The sequence below is a fragment of the Comamonas sp. genome (genome assembly GCF_009360615.1).
Lineage (GTDB): Bacteria > Pseudomonadota > Gammaproteobacteria > Burkholderiales > Burkholderiaceae_C > Comamonas.
Genome location: NZ_SPEY01000012.1, coordinates 1 through 26,654 on the forward strand (window position 1 = coordinate 1; position 26,654 = coordinate 26,654).

Genomic DNA, 26,654 nt, shown 5'->3' on the forward strand with positions numbered 1-26,654 from the left:
CCACGGCAATCTTCTGCGGTGCGAAAGCCACCACATCGCCGCTGCGGCGGATGATCTGGTAGCTGTCATTGGGGGAGGAAGAATTGGCTGCACCGGCAGGTGCGGCAGAAGGCAGTGAGTTCAACGCTTCTTGCATAAGTTCCTCTGAGTCAGTATGTGGATAGGCAGACAAAGGCCTGCACTGTGGGCAGGCCATCAAAAACACGATTCGGCGCCTTGGTCTACACATGGTTTGCACAGGGTGTGCACAGCTTGTAAACACTAGATATGGGGTCTGAGGCGCCCTTAAACACTACCGGTAGTGTATCGCGCTTAAAACTGGCTGACCTGATGAAACTACTGAATCTGACATTTCGGCCACCGCTTGACAGCTGAAAAAATGACTTCATCCCGCATGAATAAAGGCCTGTGGCGCGGTTGCGCGCGGCGGGAGAGCGGACCGGAAATATGTAAAAAATTTGCGTGTTTGATGCAGGCGACAGTTGTTGCGCGCGCGCCATTGACATGCCGCTTCCAGGCGCAGAAGCGATAGATGCAGCGGGCCTGCAAAAAGAGGAGCGCCTGACGACTGTAATCAGGCAATTTCAGTGCTAGATCACCAGGAATTCAAGAGACAGCAAGCGGAAGATGCTATGAAAAGATCAGGCCGGCGATTAAGCGCGCGGCGGAAATTCCCATGACCGGGTGCCGCCCGCGCTGCCCAGCTGCTGCTGCAGACGCTGCCAGTCAAAGCCAGGCCCGGGGTCCTGCTTGCGTCCGGGCGCGATGTGCTCGTGCCCGGCGATGTATTGCACCGGGTATTGCGCGGCGATGGCGCTGCAAAGCTGCTGCAGGGCCTGGTACTGGGGGGCTTCGAAGCTCAGGCCTTCGAGGCCTTCCAGCTCGATGCCTATGGAGTCGTCGTTGCAGCGATCGCGCCCGCGCCACTGACTCACGCCGGCATGCCAGGCGCGGTCGTCGCAGCTGACGAACTGCCAGATCTCGCCCTGGCGTGTGACAAAGAAATGGGACGAGACTTCGAGGCCGCGAATGCCCTGGTAATAAGGATGGGCGTCCCAGTCGAGCTGGTTGGTGAACAGTTGCTGGACAGCGCCCGTGCCGTACTGGCCCGGCGGCAGGCTGATGGAGTGGATGACGACCAGGTCTATCCGTGCCTGCTCGGGGCGCGGGCCGAAATTGGGCGAGGCCAGGTGGCGCGCTGCGCCATACCAGCCGGCCTGCCACGCCGGCTGCTGCGGCAGGTTTTGGGCAAGGGGGGCGGTATCAGACATTGTCGCTCTGGTGTGGCAGGTCGATGCCCAGCCGGTCGATGCGGTAGCGGATCTGGCGCAGGCTGATGCCCAGCCTGGCCGCCGTGGCCGTGCGGTTGAAGCCGTTGTCCTGCAGGGCTCTGACCAGAATGCTGCGCTCCTGCTCGTCGAGCCAGCCTTGCAGATCCTCGGGCAGCGTGGCCGGACTGCCCGCGTGCTGAGGCGCGGGTGCGCCGGTCTCCGATGCCTGAGTGCCTGAGACCGGGGCTGGCATCGCTGCCGAAGCACCGGCGCCGGGGCCGGATTCGGGCAGGCGCAGCGGGCCTTCATCGCCCAGTGCAATGGCGCGGTGCAGCACGTTTTCCAGCTCGCGCACATTGCCGGGCAGCGGCAGCCCGGCGATCTGGCGGAGGCTGATCTTGTCCAGCTCCGGCGTGGGCAGGCCGGACTCGCGGGCCAGCTTTTGCAGCAAAGCCTGGCAGAGCTGGCCCAGGTCTTCGCGGCGCTCGCGCAGCGCGGGCAGCTCGATTTCGATGACGTTGAGCCGGTAGAACAGGTCCTGGCGGAAATTGCCGGACTGCACTTGCGCGCCCAGGTCGCGGTGGGTGGCACTGAGGATGCGCACATCGACAGCTTCTTCCTGGGTGCTGCCCAGCGGGCGGATCTTGCGCTCCTGGATGGCGCGCAGCAGCTTGGCCTGCATGGCCAGGGGCAGATCGCCGATCTCGTCGAGAAACAGGGTGCCACCCTGAGCGGCCTGAAAGTAGCCGGGCCTGTCCTGCGTGGCACCGGTATAGGAGCCCTTGCGGGCGCCGAAGAATTCGGCTTCGAGCAGGTTTTCCGGGATGGCGCCGCAGTTGACGGCGACCATGGGGCCGTCGGCCCGCTGGCTGCAGGCATGCAGGGCGCGCGCCACCAGCTCCTTGCCCGTGCCGGACTCACCGTGGATCAGCACGGGAGCCATGCCCTTGGCAACCTTGGCGATGCGCTGCTTGACGCGTTGCATGGCCTGAGAGTTGCCCACCAGCGCTTCCAGGGCGTCAGGCTGGGCTGCCGGCCCCGCGTCATGGGCCGGTGCGCTGCCACCGGCCTGCGGATTGCCGGGCTTGGGCACCGCGCCCATGCCTTGTACGGCCGAGGCCACGACCTGGCGGAACTGGCGCAGGTCCACGGGCTTGGTCAGATAGTCGAAGGCACCGGCGCGCAAGGCTTCCACGGCGTTCTCGGCCGAGCCGTAGGCCGTCATGACGATGCAGCGCTCGCTGCGCGACGGATCGCGCAGCTGCAGCAAGAGCTCCATGCCGATCCCGTCGGGCAGGCGCATATCGGTGATCACGACATCGAAATGGCGCTCCTGCAGCTGGGCCATGCCTTCCTGGACCGAGCCTGCGGTTTCCACGCGGTAGCCTTCGCGCAGCAGCGTCAGCTCGTAGAGCGTGCGCAGATCGGGTTCATCGTCGACCACGAGAATGCTGGCTGCTGCGGAGGAGTGAGGCGAGGATGTCACTGGGCTTACACCATGATCGAGTCAAACAGGCCGTGGCTTGCGAGCGAGGCAGGGCCGCTGCGCAGAGTCACGATAAAGGCGTTGCCGTCCACATCGCCTTGCGGCGTGCGCAGGCTCAGGCGCTGATAGCTGATGGAGGCATCGTAGCGCTGGCAGAGCTCGCGGCAGATATACAGTCCAAGGCCGCTGGAGCGGCTCTGGGAGGAGAAGAAGGGCTCGAACAGATGGCGCTCGACGCTGGAATCCAGCGGTGCCCCGTCACTCCAGACCATGAACCAGCAGATGTCGTCCTGCGGCGCGAGACCCTGGGGCTGGCCGTTCAAAGGCCCATGGCCGCTGATCAGCTGCAGACCCGTCTCATGGCCGGCGTTGCTGCGGTGGCGCTGGGCATTGTCCAGCAGGTTGATCAGTACGCGGCGCAGATGCTCTTCATCAAACAGGATATGGCGGGCCGTGGCATTGAGCCGCAGCAATAGCTGGCGGGATGGCGTGGCCTGCATGCGCCATTCATGGCTGATCTGGGCCAGCAGATTGTCCAGCGGCAGCGACTGACCCTGGTGGGTTTCCGAGTCCTGTTGCACGCGCGCCAGATTGAGGATCTCTTCGGCAATGCGGGCCAGCCGGTCGGCATTCTGGCCCACGATGCGGCATAGCTGCTGGGGGCCGGGCTGGCTGCTCAGGTCTTCGGCCAGCAGCGCGTTGGCCTGGGTGATGGCGGCCAGAGGGTTGCGTATCTCATGCGCCACGGCCGCCGACATGCGGCCCATGGAGGCCAGCTTTTCGGTGCGCAGCTGCGCCTCCATCTCGCGCAGGTCGTGCAGAAACATGACGCAAAGCGAGTGGCTGGCCTGCGCCTGCGGGCCCTCGTCCAGGTAGGGTGCCGAAACCTCGGTGATGCGGGTGCGCACATGGATGCCCGTGGCGCCGTGGCGCTCATGGGCCTGCAGATGGATGGTGGCGGACAGCGGGCGGGCATGGGCGAAGCTGGCCTGTGTCGCATGCGCCAGCGGCTCCCACCAGCTGTGGGCCTGCAGGGAAAAAGGCTGAGGGTGATCCATGGCCAGGCCCAGCAGCTGCAGCGCGGCAGGATTGGCCTGCAGCACCTGCAGGCTGGAATCGACCACCAGCACCCCGTCGGAGAAGTGGTTGATCACCAGGCTGTTGACCTGCTCCTGGGTCTGGGTGCGCAGGCGGTCGAACAAGGCCTGGGAGCGCTCGCGCCGGACACGCTTGGCCAGTTCGTGCGTGAGGTAGGCCACGCAGAAGTAGCCGGCACAGGAAAAAGCCGCCTGGTAATAGGACTGGGCGCCATCGTTGAGGCCGCCATGGTATTGCCAGAAGGTGTAGGCCAGCGTCAGCAGCGTGATGCCGGCCGTGGCGCCAAAGGCCAGCATCAGCCCGCCCAGTGCCGAGGAGATCAGGACGGGAATGGCCAGCAGCGCCGTGTAGTTGAGCGAGCCGACCTGAAAGATCTGCAGCAGAAAGATCACCGCGATGTCGACACCGATCACGGGCAGCCATTGCAGGGCTGCGCGAGGTGCTGGCAAATGCCGTGCTGCAGCCAGACGCAGCACCACGGTGAGTGCCAGATAGGTGAAACAGATCAGCCAGGCCAGGGGCGAGCTGATGTTCTGCAGCTGCAGGTTCAGCGTCTGAAGCAGGATGAGGGCCAGCGCCAGCAGCACGCGGCCGCTGAGGAAGGCCTGCCACAGGCGCACAAACGGGGCGTTGAGGCTGGCGTCCGCGCGCCGGCTGATGGCCGCATCCAGCGGAATGGCGGTGTGCTGCCAGGGTGAGGTGGAGTTCACCATGGGATCAGTGGCTGCCGGGTTCTTGCTGGGCCAGGCGGCGATGTTCCGTGCTGCAGAAGCTCTGGCCCGAGGCATCGCTTACGGCATCTGCCTGCGGCAGGTGCAGGCCGCAGTGTGCGCAGGCCACCATGGTCTGAGCTTGCGGGAGAGTGGTGGCCGTCCGGGTGGGCTCTGCCGCTTCGGCGCGGCGCTTGCTGCGCCAGATGCCGACTGCCACCACCACGACCAGCAGGACCAGCAAATACTTCATGCCGCGCGCTCCAGCAGGACTTCAATCACAAAGCGCGAGCCGACATAGGCCAGCAGCAGAAAGATGGCGCCGATATAGAGAACGCGCACGGCGCTCTGGCCGCGCCAGCCAAATCGCTTGCGCCCGAACAGCAGCACGGCGAAAGCCAGCCAAGACAGCAGCGAGAAAACGGATTTGTGATTCCACACCCAGGCCTTGCCGTAGAGCTGCTCGCCAAACAGCCAGCCTGCGGCCAGCGTGGCGGTCAGCAGCACAAAGCCGGCACCGACAAAGCGGAAGGTCAGCCGCTCCAGGGTCAGCAGCGGCAGTCCGCTGTCATGGTCCCCGCCCTGGCGCATCTGCCGCTCGGCATGGCTCATCAGCGCCCCGTGCACGACGGCTGCGGCAAACAGGCCGTAGGAAGCAATGCCCAGGGCCAGATGCAGCGGCAGCCAGGCCGAGGCGTTGACATGCAGCGGAGTGCCGGGAAACACCACGGCCAGAAGCACGGCCACACTTCCGAGGATGGACAGCGGCCAGCGTGAGCGCAGCTGCGGGTACAGCTGCTGCTCGACCACATAGACGGTCAGCACCAGCCAGGCGGTGATCGAAAGAGCGGGCGCAAAGCCGAAGCGCGGCAGCTCGCCCAGCAAGCCCCAGCCGAGCAGGAGGGCATGCAGGGCCCAGGCCAGGCGCAGGCAGCGACGTGCGCCGGTTTCTTGCAGGTGCTGGGTGGCCAGTGCAGGGATGGCGTAGGCAATGGCTGCCGCTATGGCCAGAATCCAGCCAGTGGGACCAGCTGCGGTGAGCGGTTGGGAAAACATGCGTTCTATGATAGTGCGGCTGGCCTTCACTCATGCTTTGCACGATGCAGCCATGCATCAATTTTGCGCATAAAGCGCAGCCCGAAGCCGATGGCGATCTGGGCGGGTTCGCCTGCGCTGCTGCCGAGCGAACGTAGATCCCCTGGCTGCCAGGGCCGGGCAGAAGCAATCTCCCGCAGTGCCCAAGGTCTTGCGTAGCCCTCGTTGCCGGTCTCGTGCAGGCCTGGCGCACTTCAGCCGAGGGGCGGGGTGACAGGGCGTGCGGGCTTTGCACGCCCGGGGCAGGTCCCGGCATGCCTGCGGGGCTCGTCCATGAAGGGCAGCGGGTAAAATGCGGGTTCGTGCCGCTTCATCCCGCCCGGCCGGGCCGGCAAGCGGCCTGGAGAACCGTGCTGCGTTCGCGCATGGCTCCCGTCCATCCATAACTTTCGAATGCTTTTTGCTTATGGCCTCCGCACTCACCGATAAACTCTCGCGCCTTGTCAAGGAGATGCGCGGCCAGGCCCGCATTACCGAATCCAACGTCCAGGACATGCTGCGCGAAGTCCGCATGGCCTTGCTGGAGGCCGACGTGGCCTTGCCCGTGGTGCGCGATTTCATCGCCCGCGTCAAGGAAAAGGCGCTGGGCCAGGAGGTCATCAGCTCGCTGCAGCCGGGCCAGGTGCTGGTGTCCATCGTCAACAAGGAGTTGGCGGCGACCATGGGCGAAGGAGTGGCGGACATCAACCTCAACGCCCAGCCGCCTGCCGTCATTCTGATGGCCGGTCTGCAGGGGGCGGGCAAGACCACCACCACGGCCAAGCTGGCCAAGCACCTGATCGAGAAGCGCAAGAAGAAGGTGCTCACGGTCTCGGGTGACGTGTATCGCCCTGCGGCCATCGAGCAGCTCAAGACCGTCACGGCCCAGGCCGGTGCCGAGTGGTTCCCTTCCACGCCCGACCAGAAGCCCCACGATATCGCCGTGGCCGCGATCGACTACGCCAAAAAGCATTTCTTCGATGTGCTGCTGGTGGACACGGCCGGCCGTCTGGCCATCGACGAGCTGCTGATGGCGGAAATCAAGGATTTGCACGCCACGCTCAAGCCCGTCGAAACCCTGTTCGTGGTCGATGCCATGCAGGGTCAGGATGCGGTCAACACGGCCAAGGCCTTCAAGGAGGCGCTGCCGCTGACCGGCATCGTTTTGACCAAGCTCGACGGCGATTCGCGCGGCGGTGCGGCGCTGTCGGTGCGCCAGATCACGGGTGCGCCCATCAAGTTTGCCGGTGTCTCGGAAAAGATCGACGGCCTGGAAGTCTTCGATGCCGACCGCCACGCACAGCGCGTGCTGGGCATGGGCGACATCGTGGCCCTGGTCGAGCAGGTCACCAAGGGCGTGGACATGGAAGCCGCGCAGAAGATGGCCGAAAAGCTCAAGAGCGGCGACGGCTTCGACCTCAACGATTTTCTGGCCCAGCTGCAGCAGATGAAGCAGATGGGCGGCCTGTCGACCCTGATGGACAAGCTGCCTGCCGAGCTGGCCGGCAAGGCCGGTCAGGTCGACATGGACAAGGCCGAGCGAGAGATCAAGCGCAAGGAAGGCATCATCTGCTCCATGACCTTCAAGGAACGCAAGAACCCCGCCCTGATCAAGGCCACGCGCAAAAAGCGTATCGCCGACGGTGCCGGCGTGCAGGTCCAGGAGGTCAATCGCCTGCTCAAGGAGTTCGAGCAGATGCAGACCATGATGAAGAAGTTCAAGGGCGGCGGTCTGATGAAGATGATGAAGAAGATGGGCGGCATGAAGGCCATGAAGGGAATGATGGGCGGCGGCATGCCCAAGCTGCCGTTCTGATATGTGAGGCCCCTGAGGCCGCTGCGCGGATTCCCCTGGCCGGGCGCCCCCACGGGGGACGACAGCCTCGCTGCGCGGCGGCGCGGCCGGCATAGGCGCTTGCTCGCTGTCCCTGAGTTGGGGTGAGCCTGGTTTGAGATCGGCGATCTGTAAAAAGTGAGCTGCTGATGTACGTCAGGTCTAAGTTTGGATGGGAAATACATCTGAATCATTAATCTGGCATGCGTTAGCAGCTCACTTTTTTGTAAAGAAGCGCACCAACCCGGGGCAATTGCTGGATGTGCAGGCGGCTTTCTGAGAACATGTCTTTCCATGAAGCTACAAGACAGGACTTTCGTGGAGGCGGGTCTGCGGCAGCCTCTGCCTCAATGTCTGGAGCGCCGCAGCGCGCTGATGCTGGCGGGCTCGGTGCTGGCACTGCTGGCAGGCTGCTCCACCACCAGGGACAATCCCCGGACTGCCGCGCAAGGCGGCTCATCGGTGCGCCCGCTCAATGCACTGAGCCTGGATGCAGAGTTGCGCGAGTCCCTGCTGGCGCGCACCATGCTGGTGGTCAATACCCCCTACACCTACGGCGGCAACTCCCCAGAAGGGGGTTTTGACTGCAGCGGGCTGATTCAGTGGGCCGTGGGCGGCATCACCGAAATCCGGCTCCCCCGCACCACATCGCAATGGGCGCTGGCCAGCAATCCGGTGGACGGACGCGATCTGATGCGCGGCGACTTTGTGTTCTTCAACACCCTGGGCGGGCGCTATTCCCATATGGGAATTTTTGTCGGCAACGGACAGTTCGTGCACGCACCCTCCAGCGGAGGGACGGTGCAGCGGGTGCGCATGGACAATGTGTACTTCGCCAAGCGATTCACGGAAGCGCGCAGCATCTTTGCCTGAGCGGTGTGCGGCGGATGCGAAAAAGGGACTGCCTGGCAGTCCCTTTTTTTCGGTCGCCTGCCGCCTAGGCCGCAGCCGTGGAGGCGGATGCGGCGGCCGCCCCCTCGCCGCCCAGGGGCAGATCCCAGCGCATCGCATGCCAGGGGTGCTGCTCCTGCGTCACCCACAGCGCCACCTCTTCGGGCGTGAAGGCCTTGCCCAGCACGTCGCTGCGTCCCTGGGCCAGCCATTGCATGCGGCCCTGGGCATAGGCCTGGCCGAAGGCGAGCCAGCTGTCGAAGCACTGCTGGGCGCGCTGGGCGTTGAGATGCAGGATATCCCAGTGCAGGGCTTCATCCATCCAGTCCAGAAGCCTGGCGCTGCGCACGAAGAAGGTCACGCGCGCACAGGCGAACGCCATGGCGGCGCGAGCGTCGTCGCTGCGCTGCAGGCGTTGCAGATCCAGCATGAACCAGCGCTGGCGCAGCGCGTCGGGCAACTGCAGGCGCACCTGCTCGTCGCTGAGATCGGTGCGCAGCCCCAGGTGATGCAGGATCATGGGGCGCAGCTGCCTGGCCAGTGCATCGTCCGCGCCATGCAGATCGCTGGCAAATCCGCCCTGCATGGCGTGGTAGGCCATGGGGTGGGCCAGTGCCAGCGCCCAGTTGCGCTCCTGGTTGCCCGCCTGGTAGCTGATGATGTCGCCGCGCTGCTTGGCTTCCTTGAGTCGCTTGAAGCCGCCGCGCAGCACCCAGTAGATCAGCGCCGCGAGGAGCAGGAGAATCGTCCACCCGTTCATGAGCGCACTCCAGCGCGGGAGGGGCGCTTTCTGGCCATCAGCAAGGTCTGTTTCAGGGCAGCGGATTTGGGCATGCGGTCAATGACTTCGCTGTCCAGCGAATCCTTGCGTGCCGCCACCATCCACTGCATCAGCGGTGACTGAAGATGGAGCTGCGGCAGCAGGGCAGGGTGCTGCTGCAACAGCCACAGCTGCTCGCTGTCGCTCTGCAGGTCCTGTACCGAGCACCAGGGGGCCAGTTCGGGGTGGGCCTGCAGCAGCTCGGGCGGGCGCCGCACGATGCCCATGGACAGGGCATCCTCGGGCACCTCGTCATTGAGCGGCAGGTGGTTGAGCAGGGCCACCACATCGGGCATGTAGCGCGCAATCGGCGGCCGGTTCTGCTTGCCCTTGATCTGTTCGACCTGCAGCCTGCCGTCCTTTTGCACATAGGCGTTGACGGTGATGCGTGGCTGGGCCGTCCCGGTTCGGTAGCTGAACAGCCGCATGCGCCCCGTTTCCAGGCCTTCGGCGTAGTGCTCTCCATAGCCTCCGCTGAAGGACTTGCGATTGGCGAACTGGCCCACGCAGTGGCCCATCATCTGGCTTTCATAGGCCATTTCCTGTCGCATCTGCGGACTGCTGCCGTCGAACTCCACAAACGTGCCGTGCTGGCCGCGCATCAGCCCGCGCACGGCTCCCGGGCTGTGCTCCACCCGGCCGCTGTTCTGCTTTTTCTCGAAGGCCAGATGCTCCAACGTCCAGCGCGCCAGCGCCTGCGGGCAGTTCACGCGCTGCAACTTGCCTTCGAGCGAAGTGCCCTTGCGCGTGGAAAGAAACTCCACCAGCCGCGCCTCCAGCGCGAGCAGGACCGGGCTGTCGGGCTGTACCCACCAGAGCTCGGGTAGCTCAAAGCCGGCCTGCTTGCGCGCGAGCCGCTCCATCGCCCAGGCCGGTGGCTGCTGGCGGCCTTCCAGTTCCTGCAGCTGCTGGGCATCTGCAATGCGCTGCACGGCGGGCTCATCGGCCTGCAGATTGCCCACCACATGGCGGTAGAAGTGATTGCCCAGCCAGGTTGCCACTTCGGCGGCGTCGCCACGTTCGGCGCTGCGCTCCTTGATGCGCTGCTTGATGGCTGGGGCATTGACGACATCGCGCGCCTTGTAGGCACTGGCGGCCGTGGCTTTTTCGGCGACCGTGTTCACCAGAACTTCCACCATGGCTTGCGACCCGAGGTCGCGTCTGCGGCCTGGGCGTCGCGCTCGGCGAGCTTGCGCTCGGCGCGCTCGATGCCGGATTGCGACATGCGCCGCTCGTCCTCGTCGTCGTCCTTGTCCAGATAGCTGTTGGCCTGCCTGTGCAGTGCCACGGATTCTTCCAGCAGCTCGGGGTAGGCTTCCAGCGCACAGGCCAGGCGGCGCAGCGGGTAGCAGTCCTGCAATGCGATGACTTCCTGCTGATGCGCGCGCAGACGCGGCAGCACCAGCTCGGGGCGCGTGCTGGAGAAAAAGTCCAGCATGGACATCAGGGAGGCCAGGTAGTCGCGGCGCACCTCGCGCTGCTCCGCCTCGTCGAGGTCGTGGAACCACTGGTCCAGACGCTCCATCCAGATACTGATCTCGTCGTCGCGGTCGAGCTTGTAGAGCGACAGCGCGACGGTGGAGAAGTAGCGCGTGGGTTCGTGGCGGCTGTAGCCATGCTCCTGGGCGAAATGCCACAGGCGCTCGGCCTCGACCACGGTCTGCGCATCGTCGTCCTTGCCGACCGCGCACCACAGCAGGCCGTTGTGATGCTCGGCAAACGCACTGCTGCCCAGTCCCTTGTGGTGCAGCTCGGCAGCTTCGTCGTAGCGATCCATGAAACGGTACTTGATCGCCAGGTTGTTGCAAAGCATGGAGTAGACATGCAGGTCGGCATCCTTGAAGCGGCCCTGGCCCGTGGCCCAGAAATGCTCGAAGCGGGCCAGGCCTTGCTCGTAGTAGCGCACGACCAGGGGCTCGCGCACCTCCTGGGGCGGCACTTTCTTCTTGCCGCCCATCAGAGGCGCGAGATCGTCGGCATCGTCCAGGACCACGCCGGCGGCATAGCACCAGTGCGCGCCATGGGCGTCGGGGAAGCGGCGGGCCAGTGCTTCTTCGAGGGGCAGTGCGGCAAAGCGGGCCGCCCAGAGCGTGGGCAGCTTGTCGCTGTCGGCCATCCCGGGATGCTGGCCGACGCCGATTTCCAGCAGCGGCAGGGCCTGCTCCAGCTGGCGCTTGCGCGCCAGACGAAGGCCATCGAGCAATGCCAGCACCGGATGGGTCGGCTGGGCCGCGCGCACCATGTTCAGGTAGAAATCCGCCGGGTGCAGCGGCATTTCCTCTTGCGCGAGCAACTGGCGCATGTCCTCGTCGGTCTGGCCAATGGCCAGAACCAGCGCCCAGCTGATGGCGTTGGCCGTGTCGGTGCTGAACTGCCTCTTGGCCAGCTCGAAAGCGGCCACGGCCGAGACGGGGCGTGCGTGGAGCACGCTCTCCAGTGCCAGATCGGCGGCTTGCTTCAAGCGGCCGGTCTGCTCCAGCCAGCCCAGCCAGGAGGCGGTGAAGGGATCGCCCGCATCATCCGTCAGTCCGAAGTGTCCCTGCGGGGCCAGCTGCAGTGCCGCCTCCAGCTGACCGGCCTGCGCGCAGGCCTGGGCCTGCAGTCGCACGATCTTGACCTGGCGGTGCGCCTTGACGGCCTGCGAGGGCGGTGGATTCTCCCGGGCGGCCAGTTGCTGCTCGCAGGCCATGAGCAGCGCGGGCAGGCTTTGCGGGGCCAGCGGCAGGACATGATCGGCCAGCGTCATCCAGCGGTCAAAGTCCACCTGCTGGTCGGGCGCGGCGTCGCGCAGAAGGTTGATGGCGTTCTGCACCAGGCTGGCGGCCTCGCTGGCGTGGCCGCCTTTGTGGGCCATTTCCGCCTTGCGAACGCAGACGATGGCATCGAGGTAGGCCGCATCTTCGGCCAGGTCGGGGTTGCGGCGTTCCTGGGCGCGTTGCAGCTCAAGCCCGGTGGCCGCTGCATCCCAGGCCTGCAGCTCCGAAGCCATCCAGTGCCAGCCATGCCAGTAGCTGTCGCTGTCCACGGCTTCGGGCAGCCGGGCAATGGCCTGCGCCGCCGATCCCAGCAGTGCACGTGCGCAGGGCTGGTCAAAGCCCATGCGGCTCTGGATGTCGCTGAGATCCAGGCGCAGCGCCGCTTCCGCCGGGCTCAGTTCGTCGGTGGCGGAAAGGACGTTGGCGCGATGCTGTTGCAGCAGGGTGTTGGCCGCTTCGGGCTGATCGAGGTACAGCCAGAAGTCGTGCACGCGCTCGAGCTCCTGCACGGTGGCCGGGGCAAAGTTCTGCTGACCCATCAGCTCCACCGCCGCCGCGATGCGGTCCTGACGGCTGATGGTGCCGGGCTGGTCGTCGTTGTAGTCGTTCAGTAGCTCATGGGCTTGATCCAGCAGGGCGTAGATGGCTTCGCCCTGCAGTGCGGCAGTTTGGTTCATGGTGTCCAGCGTTCAATCCGAGGCAGCTCGGCCTCAACAGGCCCCCATCCTAGCTGCGGATTGCCGGTGCGTGTGCCAACCGGCGAGGCATCACTTTTTGTTACAGAATTTATAACCAGTCATGAAAAAAGCCTGACGTGGCATGGCCGGCAGGCCTGGGCGGAACCGGCAGAGGACTGGCGTGCCATCAATCCCTGAGCAGCACTTCGCCGCGCAAGGTGTAAGCCTTGGCTTCGGTGATCTTCACATCCACCATCTGGCCGATCAGGCGCGCGTTGCCGGGGAAGTTGACCACGCGGTTGCAATAGGTGCGGCCCATCAGTTCGCTGCCGTCACGCTTGCTCACACCCTCGACCAGCAGGCGTTGCACCGTGCCAACACGCTCCTCGCTGATCTCCTTGATGTTGTGGTTGATCACGGCCTGCAGCTCCTGCAGGCGGCGCAGCTTGACTTCGTGCGGGGTGTCGTCCTGCAGATTGGCCGCAGGCGTGCCGGGGCGAGGGCTGAAGATGAAGCTGAACGAGTTGTCGAAACGCACATCGTGGATGAGCTTCATCATCTTCTGGAAGTCTTCCTCGGTCTCGCCGGGAAAGCCCACGATGAAGTCGCTGCTCATGGCCAGATCGGGACGGATGGCGCGCAGCTTGCGGATGGTGCTCTTGTATTCCATGGCCGTGTAGCCGCGCTTCATGGCCATGAGAATCTTGTCGCTGCCGTGCTGCACGGGCAGGTGCAGGTGGCTGACCAGTTGCGGAATCCTGGCATAGGCCTCGATCAGGCGCGGCGTGAATTCGTTGGGATGGCTGGTGGTGTAGCGGATGCGCTCGATGCCGGGAATCTCGGCCACGTATTCCAGCAGCAGGGCGAAGTCGGCCATCTCGCTGGTGTCGCCCATCTTGCCCAGGTAGGCGTTGACGTTCTGGCCCAGCAGCGTGATTTCCTTCACGCCCTGCTCGGCCAGGCCCGCGACTTCCACCAGCACGTCCTCGAACGGGCGGCTGACTTCCTCGCCGCGCGTATAGGGCACGACGCAGTAGCTGCAGTACTTGGAGCAGCCTTCCATGATGGAGACAAAGGCCGAAGCGCCTTCCACGCGTGCCGGTGGCAGGTGGTCGAACTTCTCGATTTCGGGAAAGGAGATATCGACCTGGGGCTTGGCCTTGGCTGCACGCTGATTGAGCAACTCGGGCAGGCGGTGCAGGGTCTGGGGGCCGAAGACCACGTCCACGAATGGAGCACGTTTGATGATCTCGGCGCCTTCCTGGCTGGCCACGCAGCCGCCCACGCCGATCAGCACGCCTTTTTCCTTGAGATGGCGGATGCGGCCCAGATCGCTGAACACTTTTTCCTGGGCCTTCTCGCGCACCGAGCAGGTGTTGAACAGGATCAGATCGGCCTCGTCCACGTTCTGCGTGGGCTCGTAACCCTGGGCCGCACCCAGCACATCGGCCATCTTGTCCGAGTCGTACTCGTTCATCTGGCAGCCAAAGGTTTTGATAAAGACTTTCTTGCTCATGGGGCGCTCTTGTCAGATGGGCCTGCAGTGTCTGCAAGCACAAAGCGATAGCGGCTGACGCCTGCCATCACTGGTTTTCAATGGATAAGTGACTTGAGTTGCTTGCAGAAAAAGCGCAAGCAGCTCTTTAATCAATAGCGGTCGGCGCGGGCCGGACTCAGCTGCCGAAAACGCGCTGCATCAGGGTGCGCGGCTGAATCGGCTTGTATTTCTCGATTTCGGCAGGGGTCAGAATCCAGGCCGTGTGCAGGCCCTGGGTCTGCGGCTCGATCACATAGCCCACCAGCATCTTCTGGCCTGCATAGTTGCCGGCAAAAACGATGCTGCGCTCGCGGCTGAACAGGCGAAAGCCCGGCGTGGTGCGAATGGCCGTACCGTTGATGGCCACTTCGGGGAAGTTGGTGATCGTCAGCTCGCCGAACTGGGCCGTCGGGGGGAAGTTGCGCGTGTCGTCGGAGGGCAGGCCCTGGGCCAGGGCCGGCAGGCCGGCGCTGGCGACAGCGGCCAACAGGGCGCAGCCCCAAAGGCGACGGCTGAAGCGGGTGGTGGTGCAGCGGTTCATGGTGTATATCCAGGGGCTGATCGTGGGGCGGTCGGAGCCGGAGCCCTGGCCGCAATGCCGTGATTCTAGAGGCTGGCGCTTGGCAGCGAGGCCTGCTCAGGCTTTGCCTCCTGCGGCATAGAGCACCGCCTTGGGCGGTCGGCAAAGTCCCCAGAAGCGCAGGCCCGTCAGCTCCGCCATGCGCACGCCCATTTCCGTGGGGGCTGAAATCGTGGCCAGCGCGGCGATGCCGACCTTGGCGCACTTGCGCACCAGTTCATGGCTGCCGCGGCTGGACAGCACCACCAGGCCGGGCTCGCCAAGGCGGCCCGTGCGCGCCAGGCGTCCAACCAGCTTGTCCAGCGCATTGTGGCGGCCCACGTCTTCCCGCACATCCGTGATGTCGCCCGCCAGTGTGGCCCAGCCGGCGGCATGGAGGGCGCCAGCCTCGGCATTGAGGAGCTGGTGCGGGGCCAGGGCGTCAATCGCCTTGAGCACGGTGGCGGCATCGACCTGGTCCAGCCAGTCCTGGGGTGGCAGGGCGTCAAACGACAGATCCAGCGCCGCAAAGCTCTCCACCCCGCAGACGCCGCAACCGGTGCGGCCCGTCATGCTTCGGCGCCTGTCCTTGAGCCGCGCAAAGCAGCGAGAGGCGATGTCGAGTTGCACTTCCATGCCGTCCATGCCGTCGGGCAGGCCGGCGGCAGCGGCAGATACGGCGCGTGCCTCGATGCCGTAGCAGTCTTCAGCGCTGTCGATGATGCCCTCGGTCAGCGCAAAGCCCAGGGCAAAGTCTTCGGCATCGGTGGGCGATCCCATCATCACCGCATGCGAGATGCCGTTGAAGACCAGCGCAATCGGCACCTCGGCCGCCAGCACGCGCTCCTGCCGCTCTTGCTGCCCGGCATTGAAGAAGTGCACGGCGCGGGTGTGCAGCGGTGCAATCGGCTGGGCCGGAATGGGGCAGGCGGACTCGGTCATGGGCCGATGATAGTCAGCCCGCGCATCCCTTGCCGACAAGGGTCGAATGCGCTGCGCCGACGCGGGCCGGAAGGGGGTCTTGCGAAGGCAGCAGGGGACGCGCTGCGGTCCATCGAGCGGGCAGCCGCTGCCGCCTGCGCCTGACGATTTCGCCGCCTAGGTCAGCAGCGGCAGCATCAGCGGGTTGATCCCGCTGCGCGCCAGCTCCTTGTCCTCCATCTCGGCATCCAGGGCCAGACTGGCCAGGTCGTCGGCCACCAGCTCCAGCAGGTGGTCTGCCTGCTGGTAGAAGGCCTTGAGGTAGGTCTGGCAGTCGTTGCAGCTCTCGGCCTTGATGGGCGCTTTTTCGTCTTCCAGGCACCAGTAGTCGAGTGCATGCGTGCTGTCGCAGTTGCTGCACTGGCTGCGCACCACATGCCACTGGCATTCGCACAGACTGCATTGCAGATAGCGTACGCCGGCCTGGGCGCCTGCGAGCACCAGGCTGCCCGTGGGCACGTGGCCGCAGACGGGGCAGAGATGGCGTTGCTCGCCCGGCTCGGCCCGGCCGGCGGCGGGCAGCTGGCTGGCCAGCTGGCGCCAGTACAGCGACAGCGCGCTCCACAGCAACTGGGCCACGCCCGCTTCGGGCAGCGCCGCATCCTCGCCCGGGGCTTCGCTGCGCAGCGCCGTCAGCAGGGCGTCTGCCCAGGCTTCGCGCCGGGCTGTATCGGCCTGCTGCAAGCGCGCCCATGCCTGCCGGATGGCGGCAGTCTGCATGCGCGGCTGCTGTGCCATCCGGTTCAGCAATTCATCGAGCAGCGCCAGCCAGTGCGCCGAGCGCGGCCACAAGGCCGAATGCAGAGGCGTTTGCGTGCGCTGTTGCAAGGCTGCGGCCAGGCCGGCAGCTTCCGGCCCGGGCAGGGGCAGGGCCTCGGCCGTGGCCTGCTGGGCGCTGGCGAGTTCGGCAGCCCACAACAGATACTCGGCCATGGCATGGCCCTGGGCCAGGTGCTGCAGGCGGCTGGCGCGTGCGGCGTAGGGCAGCCTGGCGGCGGGCAGGCGCAAGGGCGCGATATGGCCCACGCCGGGCGCGCGTTCGGATTCGGGGACCAGATGGATGCTCATCGTGTGCTCCCGGCCCTGGCCTTGCCAGCAGCCGCAGGCTTGGTGCCGATCTCCTCATGCCAGCGGTCATGGTGGGCGCGGGCCCAGGCATGGCTGACATAGCCGGTGACCATGCCGCGTATCGATCCCTTGACCCAGAAGGCCAGATAGACATGGCCCAGGATCAGCAGGATCAGGCCCACACCCGCCAGCGCATGCAGCGCCAGCGCGACGCGCAGCACGGGAATCGGGAACAGGTGTGCGAAGTAGGCGCGCCAGATCACCAGGCCGGTCAGCAGCAGCACGCAGATCAGGCCCATGATGCCCCAGAACAGCAGCTTCTGGCCGGCGTTGTACTTGCCGATGCGCAGTCGTCGGCTGTGGTCTCCTGCCGTCACCGATCTCAGGTTCTCCATCCAGATGCGGTCTTCCTGGACGAACAGGTTGTACTTCACAAAGCGCACGAACAGATAGACCAGGGCCAGGAACACCACGACGCCGAAGAAGGGGTGCAGCAGCCGTGCCAGCTGCGGTGTGCCGAAGACGCTGTTGAGCCAGTTCAGGCTGGGGAACACCCAGGACAGGCCCGACATGGCGACCAGGAAGAAACACACCACCATGGCCCAGTGGCAGAGGCGATCGGGCAGCGGGGTGCGCAAGATCATGCGGTCTTTGTTCATGCCGTTTCTCCTTTCCTGGCGCGGTCCTCGCCGGTATCGTCTTCGTCTTCGTCGATCTCGTTGGGGCCTGCGGCCATGTAGTGAGCCGCTGCGCCGGCCAGCGTGGCCACGAAACCCAGGGCCGCCAGCGGCTTGAACCATCCCTTCCAGCCCCGGACCACGGCGCTGATCTTGGGGTCCCTGGGCAGCTTGTGATAGAGCTCGGGCTGGTCGGCATGGTGCAGCACATACATCACATGGGTGCCGCCCACGCCTTGCGGGTCGTAGATGCCGGCCTGGTCGAAGCCGCGGGTCTTCATTTCCTGCACGCGGCCTTCGGCCTTGACCCGCATGTCGTCCTTGCTGCCGAATGCGATGGCGCCCGTGGGACAGGTCTTGACGCAGGCCGGCTCCTGGCCCACGGCCACGCGGTCGGAGCACAGCGTGCATTTGTAGGCCTTGTTGTCCTTCTTGCTGATGCGCGGGATGTCAAAGGGACAGCCGGCCACGCAGTAGCCGCAGCCAATGCATTGCTCGGACTGGAAGTCCACGATGCCGTTGGCATACTGCACGATGGCACCGGGCTGGGGGCAGGCCTGGAGGCAGCCCGGGTCTTCGCAGTGCATGCAGCCGTCCTTGCGGATCAGCCACTCCAGCTTGCCCTGCTCGTTGACATACTCGTCAAAGCGCATCAGCGTCCAGCTTTCTGGCGAGAGATCACGCGGGTTGTCGTAGACGCCGAAGTTCTCGCCCACATCGTCGCGCAGATCGTTCCACTCGCTGCAGGCCACCTGGCAGGCCTTGCAGCCGATGCAGATGCTGACGTCGATGAGCTTGGCAACTTCTGCCTTGTGGTCGCGGGCGCGGGCGGCGGGCGTGAGCCCGTTGGTGGCCGATCGCCGCACGATATCTTGGGATTGCATGGTCATGGGGCTCGCCTTATGCCTTTTCGATGTTGACCAGAAAGGCCTTGAACTCGGGGGTCTGGGCATTGGCATCGCCGATGCCGGGGCTCAGCGTATTGGCCAGATAGCCCTTGCGCGTCGTGCCTTCGTAGCCCCAGTGGCAGGGGATGCCGATCTGCTCGATCTCCTGGCCATCGACCTGCAGCGTCATCACGCGCTTGGTCACCACGGCCTTGCCCTTGATGTGGCCGCGCTTGCTGGAGACCCGGATCATGTCGCCGGCCTTGATGCCTTTGCTGTCGGCCAGCTTTTCCGACAGCTCGATGAACTGCTCGGGCTGCACGATGGCGTTCAGGCGCGAGTGCTTGGTCCAGTGGCGGAACATCTCGGTGATGGAGTAGGTCGTGGCCACATAGGGAAACTGCTCACGCGAGCCCATGCGGGCCGCGTCGTCGGCGAACACGCGCGCCACGGGGCTCTTGCTGACCTTGGGATGCAGCGGATTGGCCGCGATCGGGCTTTCGGTGGGTTCGTAATGCTCGGGGAAGGGGCCGTCGTTCATGCCCTTGGCCGAGAACAGGCGTCCCAGGCCTTCGGGCTGCATGATGAAGGGACTCACGCCGCTGTTGGGTGCGGCGGTCAGCGGATAGTCGGGCACGTCGGAGCCGCCCCATTTCCTGCCATCCCAGTGCAGGATCTGGCGCTTGGGATCCCAGGGTCTGCCGGCCGGGTCGGCCGAGGCGCGGTTGTAGAGCAGGCGGCGATTGGCCGGCCAGGCCCAGGCCCAGCCCGGCGTGTTGCCCAGGCCGGTGTCGGTGTTGTCGCGGCGCGCCATCTGGTTGCCGGCCTCGGTCCACGAGCCGGCGAAGATCCAGCAGTAGCTCGAGGTCGTTCCGTCGTCGCGCAGCATGCCGAAGTCGGACAGCAGCTCACCCTTTCTGGCGATCAGCTTGCCGTTGTCGTCGAACAGATCCGCCAGTGCGTAGCCGTTGGCCTCCTTGGCCACTTCCTCGGGATGGGGGTCGTGAGGGTCATGGTAGTCCCAGCGCATATTCATCACGGGCTCGGGACAGGTGCCGCCTTCCTTGGCGTACAGCTCGCGCAGCTTCATGAAGATGCTGCCCAGGATGCGACTGTCGTGGCGCGCCTCGAACGGCGGCTCCTGCGCGGCCCAGTGCCATTGCAGCCAGCGACCGGAGTTGACGATGGCGCCGTTCTCTTCGGCAAAGCAGGACGAGGGCAGGCGGAACACCGTGGTCTGGATCTTCGCGGGGTCCACGTCGTTGAATTCGCCGTGGTTCTTCCAGAAGGTGGAGGTCTCGGTCTGCAGCGGATCGATGATGACGAGGAACTTCAGCCTGGACAGGGCGTCGCGGATCTTGCCCGAGTCGGGCATGGCGGCCACGGGGTTGAAGCCCTGGGCGATATAGCCGTTGACCTTGCCGCGGTACATCAGATCGAAATAGGCCAGCATGTCGTAGCTGCGGTCCCACTTGGGCAGCCAGTCGTAGCCCCAGCTGTTCTCGCGCGTGGCATGCTCGCCGTACAGATCCTTCATCAGGCTGACGAAGAACTTGGGCGTGTTCTTCCAGTAATTGACCTGGCCGGGCAGGTCGGCCTTGGGCGTGGCGTCCGCCAGATACTGCTCCATGGTCTGCTGCCTGTCCTCGGGCAGGTTCAGGTAGCCGGGCAGGCGGGTGGAGAGCAGTCCCAGATCGGTATAGCCCTGGATGTTGGAGTGACCGCGCAGCGCGTTGACGCCCCCGCCGGCCATGCCGATATTGCCCAGCAGCAGCTGGATCATGGCGGCGCCGCGGATGATTTGCGCACCGGCCGTGTGGTGGGTCCAGCCCAGGGCATAGAGGAAGGTGGCCGTGCGGTCCGGAACGCAGGTGCTGGCCAGCTGCTCGCAGACATGCAGAAAGTCGGCGACCTGGGTGCCGGTGATGGTCTGCACCATCTCGGGCGTGTAGCGCTCCACATGCTTTTTCAGCAGGTTCAGCACGCAGCGCGGGTGCTGCAGGCTTTCGTCGGTCAGCGCATGGCCTTGGTCATTGCGCTCATAGGTCCAGCTGGATTTGTCGTAGGCTTTTCTGTCGGCGTCGTAGCCGCTGAACAGACCTTCGTCGAAGCCATAGTCCTCGCGCACGATCAGGCTGGCATTGGTATAGGCCTTGACGTATTCGTGCTGGATCTTGTCGTGCTGCAGCAGGTAGTTGACCACGCCCATGAGAAAGGCGGCGTCCGAGCCCGCGCGGATGGGGGCGTAGAAGTCGGCCACTGCGGCGGTGCGGTTGAAGCGCGGGTCCACCACCATGAGGTGGGCCTTGTTGTGGATCTTGGCTTCGATGGCCCACTTGAAGCCCACGGGGTGGGCTTCGGCAGGGTTGCCGCCCATGACCAGGATCACGTTGGCGTTCTTGATGTCCACCCAGTGGTTGGTCATTGCGCCGCGACCGAACGAGGGCGCCAGGGCCGACACCGTGGGGCCGTGGCACAGGCGGGCCTGGCAGTCGAAGCCCAGCATGCCCAGGGCGCGGCCGAAGCGGAAGTCCAGGATGCCGGTCTCGTTGGAGGCGGCCGAGGAGGCCAGCATGCCGGTGCTGAGCCAGCGGTTGACGCGCTGGCCCTGGTCGTTCATTTCGATGAAGTTGGCGTCGCGATCATCCTTGAGCAGGCGCGCGATGCGTTCATTGGCTTCGTCCCAGCTGATGCGCTTCCACTCGTTGCTGCCGGCCTCACGCACCTCGGGGTATTTCAGGCGCTGGTCCGAATGGATGTAATCCAGGGCTCCGGCGCCCTTGGGGCACAGCGAGCCGCGGCTGACGGGGTGGTCGGGGTCGCCCTCGATGTGGAAGATCCGGGACTTGGCGTTCTTGGCGCCGTCGCCCAGGCTGTACATCAGCATGCCGCAGCCCACCGAGCAGTAGGTGCAGTTGTTGCGGGTTTCCTTGGCGCGCAGCAGCTTGTACTGGCGGGGCAAGGTGGCCATGGCCACCGAGGGGGCGAAGCCCAGGGATGCAGCAGTGGCGCCGGCGACGCCGGCACCGCACAGCTTGAAGAAACGTCTTCTGCCGTGATTCATCATGTGTTGTTTTCTTCAACCGCGCTCCCATGACCATGGAGGGCGTTAGGTTTGCGGGTGGCGGCATACGCTGACGCAGCCACCCGTGAGCCGGGGGAACAGCCCGGACTCGGGGCCTCGACCTTGACGATTGCTCACACATTGCCGGACCTCACGGGCCACGTCGAATGTTGAGGGATGCCAATGGCAAGCAACTGAACCGGCTGGCACAGCCCGGTTCGCAAAGCGAGGAAACGCGACAAAAGCCCTCAAGCTTTTTGTCATATGACTTTTAGATAAAAGTCAAAGGATGGCGAATCTATTCAGTCAGCGGTGGTTTGTCCAGCAAAGGCTAGCGCAGGCCTCGGGTATGCGATGAAAAATTTCTTGATGTAAATCAAATGGTTGATGCAGCACTCAGTCCAGCAGCGCCATGCCCTTGATCTGGGCAAACACCGGCATGCCGGGCTGCAGCTGCAAGGCCCTGGCGGAATGCCGGGTGATTCGGGCCAGCAGCCGGGTGCCGCCCGCCTGCAGCGAGACCATGACCTGGCCCGGTCCGTCCTCGCGCAGGCCCAGCACCAGCACCGGCAGGATGTTGAGAATGCTGCTGCCTTCGGGCCGCTGCAGGCTGAGGCTGACATCGCGCGCCTGTACGCGTAGCGGCACCGGGCTGCCCGGCTCGCGCGGTCTGGCCATGACGAGCTGCAGCCTGCCTCCGTCGAAGACCAGTGTGCTCAGATGATCGGACGCGTCATGGGCCTGCACCGTGGCATGGACCACGCTGGAAGCCACATCGCCATGGGCCAGCGGCAGATCGAGGCTGGACAGCAGCTCCGTGACCGCGCCCTGCGCCAGCACCTTGCCGGCCTCGAGCAGCACCATGTGCTGGGCCAGGCGCGCGACCTCGTCCATGGAGTGGCTGACGTAGATCACGGGAATCTGCAGATGGCGCTGCAGCTGCTCCAGATAGGGCAGGACTTCGGCCTTGCGCTGGGCATCGAGCGCTGCCAGGGGTTCGTCCATGAGCAGCACCTCGGGGCTGGTGGCCAGCGCTCTGGCAATCGCCACGCGCTGACGCTCTCCACCCGAGAGCGTGGCGGGCATGCGTTCCATCAGATGGGCAATGCCCAGCAGTTCGACGGCTCTTTCCTTGGAGACCTTGCGGCGTTGCTGCGGCGTGCGCCTGAGTCCGTAATCGATATTGCGCTGTACCGAAAGATGCGGAAACAGGCTGGCCTCCTGGAACACATAGCCGAGCGCGCGCTGGTGCGTGGGCAGCCATTGCCGGCCGGCATCGTCCTGCCATACGGTCTGGTTGACGGTGACGCGGCCTTGGGCCCGTTCCAGTCCGGCGAGGCTGCGCAGGCAGGTGGTCTTGCCGCAGCCCGAGGGGCCGAACAGGGCCGTCACTCCGTGGCCGGGAAGCTGTAGATTCACATCGAGTGCAAAGTCCGGCCGGGTCAGCCTGAGCTGGGCGGTGATGACGTGGGCCGCTGTCATGTGCGGCGCTCCGCCTTGGGCTGCAACCAGTTCAGGGCCAGCAGCACGATGAAGGAGAACACCACCATTCCGGCCGCCAGCAGATGGGCGTGCCCGTACTCCATGGCTTCCACGTGGTCGTAGATCTGTACCGAGACCACGCGTGTGACGCCGGGGATATTGCCGCCCAGCATCAGCACCACGCCGAACTCGCCCACGGTATGGGCGAAGGTCAGCACGGCAGCGGTGATGAAGCCGGGCCGAGCCAGGGGCAGGGCCACGGTCAGAAAGCGGTCCAGCGGACTGGCGCCCAGGCTGGCCGCCGCCTCCATGGGGCGCGGGCCCAGGGCTTCGAAGGCACGTTGCAGCGGCTGCACGGTGAACGGCATGGAGTAGATCAGCGAGCCGACCACGAGGCCGGCAAAGGTGAACGGCAGATTGCCCAGGCCCATGGCCTGCGTGATCTTGCCGATGGGCCCCTGGGGGCCCATGGTGACCAGCAGATAGAAACCGATGACGGTGGGCGGCAGCACCAGCGGCAGTGCCACCACGGCACCGATCGGGCCGCGCCAGCGCGAACGGGTATGGGCCAGCCACCAGGCCAGCGGCGTGCACAGCAGCATGAGCAGCACGGTGGTCACGCCTGCAAGCTTGAGCGTGAGCCAGATGGCTGCATAGTCTTCGGCATTGAGTTGCATGGCATCCAGAAAGCCCCCGAAGCACCCAGCTTAGCCGAGCGGCGCCAAGGGGGGCGCGGAATGGTTTGCGTTGAATCGGCGCCAGTTTCTGTGGACAAGGTCCAAGAGCGTGTTCACGCGTTCAGAAGCTGTAGCCGTAGGAGCGGATGATGTCATGTGCCTTGGGGCTGCGCAGATACTTCATCAGCGCAGTGGCGGCCGCGTTGTCCTTGGCGCCGTTGAGCACGATCGCGTCCTGGCGGATGGGCTCATGCATGCTGCCGGGCACCTGCCAGGCCGAGCCCTCGCGGATCTTGCCATTCTCCATGACCTGGGACAGGGCCACAAAACCCAGCTGTGCATTGCCGGTGGCGGCGAACTGATAGGTCTGTGCGATGTTCTCCCCCATCACCACCCTGGGCTGCACCTGCGCGCTCAGGCCGAGCTGATCCAGCACTTCCATGGCCGCCGCGCCGTAGGGGGCCAGCTTGGGGTTGGCAATCGCGATATGCCGGTAGTCGCCGGTCTTGAGCACGGAGCCCTTGTCGTCCACGTAGCCTGCCTTGGGGCTCCACAGCACCAGCGTGCCGACGGCGTAGGTAAAGCGCGACTCGGCCACACCCTTGCCCTCCTTGGCCAGCTTTTCCGGTGTGGTGTCGTCGGCAGCCAGCAGGATGCCGAAAGGAGCGCCGTTGTTGATCTGGGCGTAGAACTTGCCGGTGGCGCCAAACGACAGCTCGGCCCTGTGGCCCGTGTCCTTCTCGAACTCTGCGGCAATCTTCTTCATGGGGGCGGTGAAGTTGGCTGCCACGGCGACCGCCACTTCAGCGGCATGTGCCTGCGCAGACCACAGGCCCAGCACGACCGGACTGGTCACGGTCGCGATCACGGCTGCAGATCGAGCCAGTCGAAAGGAAAAACCGGTGGAGCGGGCAGTGATGGGAGTCATCGATGTTTCGCTATTCATTAGTGGAATAGCGAGTGTAGCGTGAATGAACAACTGAGGTCGAGCGAGGAAATTGGCTGTCAGGGCATGATGGCGGCCTATGTCTGACACTGAAAATCTCGAACAGGAACAATTGGAGATGTCCGGTGACGAGGCTGCCCGGGGTGGCGCGCTGTCGTCCGATTCGGTCTCCCAGGCGCTGGGCTATGACATGGCCGATCGCCGCATTGCCATCCTGCGCGGCATTGCGCAAAGCGGCTCCATCTCCCAGGCTGCACGCGATGTGGGCGTGAGCTACAAGGCGGCCTGGCAGGCCATCGACACCTTGACCAATCTGGCGGGCGTGCCGCTGGTCGAGCGCAGCGTGGGCGGCGCCGGCGGCGGCGGTGCGCAGATCACGCCTGCGGGCGAGGAGTTGCTCCACGCGGCCGAGGCCATGATGCGCGTGCGTACCGAGCTGCTGCAGCGCATGCAGGCCGGAACGCCCGGTGGTGGCCAGCCCAATCTGGGGTTGATGACCAGCATGCGCAATCAGTGGCCTTGCACCGTGCTCAAGGTCGAGTCCATTGGTGGGCAGATTCGTGTCTGGCTGCGTGCCGCCAGCGATGCGGGCTCGGACTGGACGATCGCCGCGCGTATCACCCCCGAAAGTTATGAACTGCTGGGCCTGGCACCCGGCGTTCCGGTGCTGGCCCTGTGCAAGGCCACGGCCGTCAAGGTCTGGCTGGGCCAGGAGCGACCGGCAGCAGCCTCGCAACCGATCAATATCTGGCCTGCGGTGGTGCAACGCGCGACCTATGGCGCGGCCACGATGACCGAAGAGAGCCAGGCTTGCGACGAGGCCATCTGCCGGCTGGACTGGGGCGCACAGATCGTGGGCTTCGCACCGGCCATGAGCGGGCTGGTAGCCCAGGACCCTGTCTGGCTGGAAGTGGCCGAGTCTGCGGTGGTGGTGGCGGTGGCGTCCTCCTGAAACCGGGCTGCGCAAACTCCGATCCGGCCTGGTGTGGTGTCGTTCGGCATGCCTGTTGAGCATTCTTGTTTGCACAAGCCCAAAAAAGACCGCCGGTCCTTGCGGACGGGCGGCCACAAGGGAGTTTCCGGATCAACCGGACTCCCACGTTGAACGGACACGTCTTAGTCCACTTTCAAGCCGATTTCCCTGATCAGCGGTGCGAAGCGGGCGCGCTCCTTGGCGTGATGGTCCACGAAGTCCTGGCGGCTCATGCGCGGCTCGGGCGTGGAGCCCAGGCCTTGCAGCACTTCGATCACGTTCTTCTGTTCCAGTGCCTTGAGCACGCTGGCGCGTACGGCCTCCACCACGGCAGCGGGAGTGCCGGTGGGAGCGTAGATGCCGAACAGCGTGTCGGCATCAAAGCCGGGCAGACCGCTCTCGGCCAGGGTGGGTACCTTGGGGTAGAGAGGAGAGCGCTGAGGGCTGCCGATGGCCAGCAGCTTGAGTTTGCCGGCTTCCACCTGCTTGAGGCCGGGACCCGGATCGAACCAGTACTGCAACTGGCCGCTGAGCACATCGGTCAGCGCCGGGCCGGCTCCCTTGTAGGGAATATGGCTGGCCTCGACCTTGGCTGCGCGCTTGAACATCTCGCCGGCCAGATGGGGCGAGCTGCCCGGGCCGGGCGAGCCATACGAGAGCTTGCCGGGATTGGCCTGCAGGTACCTGATGAAGTCCTGCACGTTGTTCACGGGCAGGCTGGGGTTGGTTTCCAGAAACACGTGAACGCGTGCCACGGCAGCCACGGGGATCAGGTCCTTCTCGGGATTGAAAGGCAGCTTGCCGTAGATCAGTGGATTGATGCTGATGCCGCCGCCGCTGCTCAGCAGCAGCGTGTAGCCGTCCTTGGCCGAGCGCACGGTTTCGCCGATACCGATATTGCCGTTGGCGCCCGGCTTGTTGTCCACCACCACGGACTGGCCCAGCACCTGGCTCATGGTGGGAGAGATCGCTCGCCCCATTACGTCGGCGGCGCCCCCCGGGGCGAAGTTCACGATCAGGCGGATGGGACGCTCCGGCCAGGTCTGCGCCTGTGCGGCAGGTGCCATGCAGAGCGCCAAGCCCAGTGCGGCCCAGCTTTTGGGGATCAGGGCGCGCAGCCGCTTGTGCGCAGACAGGCGTGAAAAAGGGCGTTGAGTGATGGGTGTCTCCATATGCATTTCCTTCT

At 65.1% G+C, this 26,654-nt stretch carries 22 protein-coding genes; 3 read left to right on the top strand and 19 right to left on the bottom strand.

The features are described from left to right. Positions 1–653: 653 nt before the first annotated feature. From ampD to E2583_RS02790, 5 genes are read right to left on the bottom strand one after another with little or no spacing between them, the layout of a single operon-like run. A complete protein-coding gene (gene ampD / locus E2583_RS02770; protein ID WP_043375145.1) occupies positions 654–1,271 on the bottom strand; it encodes a 1,6-anhydro-N-acetylmuramyl-L-alanine amidase AmpD in 618 nt (205 codons plus the stop codon). Beyond that, positions 1,264–2,715: a sigma-54 dependent transcriptional regulator gene (locus E2583_RS02775; protein WP_200879631.1), complete on the bottom strand. Its 1,452-nt coding sequence runs from the start codon at positions 2,713–2,715 to the stop codon at positions 1,264–1,266. Before E2583_RS02775 ends, ampD begins: the two co-directional genes overlap by 8 nt. A gap of 47 nt (positions 2,716–2,762) precedes the next feature. Further along, positions 2,763–4,568: an ATP-binding protein gene (locus E2583_RS02780; protein ID WP_043375139.1), complete on the bottom strand. Its 1,806-nt coding sequence runs from the start codon at positions 4,566–4,568 to the stop codon at positions 2,763–2,765. A 4-nt stretch (positions 4,569–4,572) separates the two neighbouring features. Beyond that, a complete protein-coding gene (locus tag E2583_RS02785; protein WP_003051384.1) occupies positions 4,573–4,818 on the bottom strand; it encodes a PP0621 family protein in 246 nt (81 codons plus the stop codon). Further along, complete coding sequence (locus E2583_RS02790; RefSeq protein WP_291593037.1) at positions 4,815–5,621, bottom strand: inner membrane protein YpjD; 807 nt, start codon at positions 5,619–5,621, stop codon at positions 4,815–4,817. Before E2583_RS02790 ends, E2583_RS02785 begins: the two co-directional genes overlap by 4 nt. A gap of 445 nt (positions 5,622–6,066) precedes the next feature. Between E2583_RS02790 and ffh the strand changes: the two genes are divergently transcribed. Together ffh and E2583_RS02800 are read left to right on the top strand one after the other, a co-directional pair. Next, complete coding sequence (gene ffh / locus E2583_RS02795) at positions 6,067–7,455, top strand: signal recognition particle protein (protein WP_034394339.1); 1,389 nt, start codon at positions 6,067–6,069, stop codon at positions 7,453–7,455. A 312-nt stretch (positions 7,456–7,767) separates the two neighbouring features. Beyond that, positions 7,768–8,346: a C40 family peptidase gene (locus tag E2583_RS02800; protein ID WP_291593042.1), complete on the top strand. Its 579-nt coding sequence runs from the start codon at positions 7,768–7,770 to the stop codon at positions 8,344–8,346. 64 nt (positions 8,347–8,410) lie between these two features. Here E2583_RS02800 and E2583_RS02805 read toward each other — a convergent pair whose 3' ends face one another. From E2583_RS02805 to modA, 13 genes are all read right to left on the bottom strand, one after another. Beyond that, a complete protein-coding gene (locus E2583_RS02805; RefSeq protein ID WP_291593044.1) occupies positions 8,411–9,124 on the bottom strand; it encodes a DUF1266 domain-containing protein in 714 nt (237 codons plus the stop codon). Further along, a complete protein-coding gene (locus E2583_RS02810) occupies positions 9,121–10,323 on the bottom strand; it encodes a hypothetical protein (protein WP_291593046.1) in 1,203 nt (400 codons plus the stop codon). The genes E2583_RS02805 and E2583_RS02810 overlap by 4 nt, the downstream gene beginning before the upstream one ends. Continuing rightward, complete coding sequence (locus E2583_RS02815) at positions 10,305–12,617, bottom strand: hypothetical protein (protein WP_291593048.1); 2,313 nt, start codon at positions 12,615–12,617, stop codon at positions 10,305–10,307. The genes E2583_RS02810 and E2583_RS02815 overlap by 19 nt, the downstream gene beginning before the upstream one ends. Before the next feature lie 187 nt (positions 12,618–12,804). Next, complete coding sequence (gene miaB / locus E2583_RS02820; RefSeq protein ID WP_291593050.1) at positions 12,805–14,133, bottom strand: tRNA (N6-isopentenyl adenosine(37)-C2)-methylthiotransferase MiaB; 1,329 nt, start codon at positions 14,131–14,133, stop codon at positions 12,805–12,807. A gap of 157 nt (positions 14,134–14,290) precedes the next feature. Beyond that, positions 14,291–14,695 (bottom strand): hypothetical protein, encoded by a 405-nt coding sequence (locus tag E2583_RS02825; RefSeq protein ID WP_291593052.1) that lies wholly within the window; start codon positions 14,693–14,695, stop codon positions 14,291–14,293. 96 nt (positions 14,696–14,791) lie between these two features. Further along, positions 14,792–15,655: a formate dehydrogenase accessory sulfurtransferase FdhD gene (gene fdhD, locus E2583_RS02830; RefSeq protein ID WP_291593054.1), complete on the bottom strand. Its 864-nt coding sequence runs from the start codon at positions 15,653–15,655 to the stop codon at positions 14,792–14,794. Positions 15,656–15,811: 156 nt separating this feature from the next. Then, a complete protein-coding gene (gene fdhE / locus E2583_RS02835) occupies positions 15,812–16,762 on the bottom strand; it encodes a formate dehydrogenase accessory protein FdhE (protein ID WP_291593056.1) in 951 nt (316 codons plus the stop codon). Further along, entirely contained in the window at positions 16,759–17,421 is a 663-nt protein-coding gene (locus E2583_RS02840) for a formate dehydrogenase subunit gamma (protein WP_291593057.1), read from the bottom strand. Before E2583_RS02840 ends, fdhE begins: the two co-directional genes overlap by 4 nt. After that, a complete protein-coding gene (gene fdxH / locus E2583_RS02845; protein ID WP_291593058.1) occupies positions 17,418–18,329 on the bottom strand; it encodes a formate dehydrogenase subunit beta in 912 nt (303 codons plus the stop codon). Before fdxH ends, E2583_RS02840 begins: the two co-directional genes overlap by 4 nt. Positions 18,330–18,339: 10 nt before the next feature. Further along, positions 18,340–21,390: a formate dehydrogenase-N subunit alpha gene (gene fdnG, locus E2583_RS02850; protein ID WP_291593118.1), complete on the bottom strand. Its 3,051-nt coding sequence runs from the start codon at positions 21,388–21,390 to the stop codon at positions 18,340–18,342. Positions 21,391–21,786: 396 nt separating this feature from the next. Then, entirely contained in the window at positions 21,787–22,872 is a 1,086-nt protein-coding gene (modC, locus tag E2583_RS02855) for a molybdenum ABC transporter ATP-binding protein (RefSeq protein WP_291593060.1), read from the bottom strand. Beyond that, positions 22,869–23,549 carry a molybdate ABC transporter permease subunit gene (gene modB, locus E2583_RS02860; protein WP_291593062.1) on the bottom strand — a complete coding sequence of 227 codons (681 nt, stop codon included), beginning with the start codon at positions 23,547–23,549 and terminating at the stop codon, positions 22,869–22,871. The genes modC and modB overlap by 4 nt, the downstream gene beginning before the upstream one ends. 121 nt (positions 23,550–23,670) lie before the next feature. Further along, on the bottom strand, positions 23,671–24,477 hold the full coding sequence (gene modA, locus E2583_RS02865; protein WP_291593064.1) for a molybdate ABC transporter substrate-binding protein: 807 nt from the start codon (positions 24,475–24,477) through the stop codon (positions 23,671–23,673). Positions 24,478–24,574: 97 nt separating this feature from the next. Between modA and E2583_RS02870 the strand changes: the two genes are divergently transcribed. Beyond that, the gene (locus tag E2583_RS02870) at positions 24,575–25,447 is read left to right on the top strand and encodes a TOBE domain-containing protein (RefSeq protein WP_291593067.1); all 873 of its coding nucleotides are present in this window, start codon (positions 24,575–24,577) and stop codon (positions 25,445–25,447) included. Between the two features lie 164 nt (positions 25,448–25,611). Here the strand turns inward: E2583_RS02870 and E2583_RS02875 are convergent, their stop codons facing one another. Continuing rightward, positions 25,612–26,640, bottom strand: coding sequence for a tripartite tricarboxylate transporter substrate binding protein (locus E2583_RS02875; RefSeq protein WP_291593070.1), 1,029 nt, complete (start codon positions 26,638–26,640; stop codon positions 25,612–25,614). Positions 26,641–26,654: the final 14 nt, after the last annotated feature.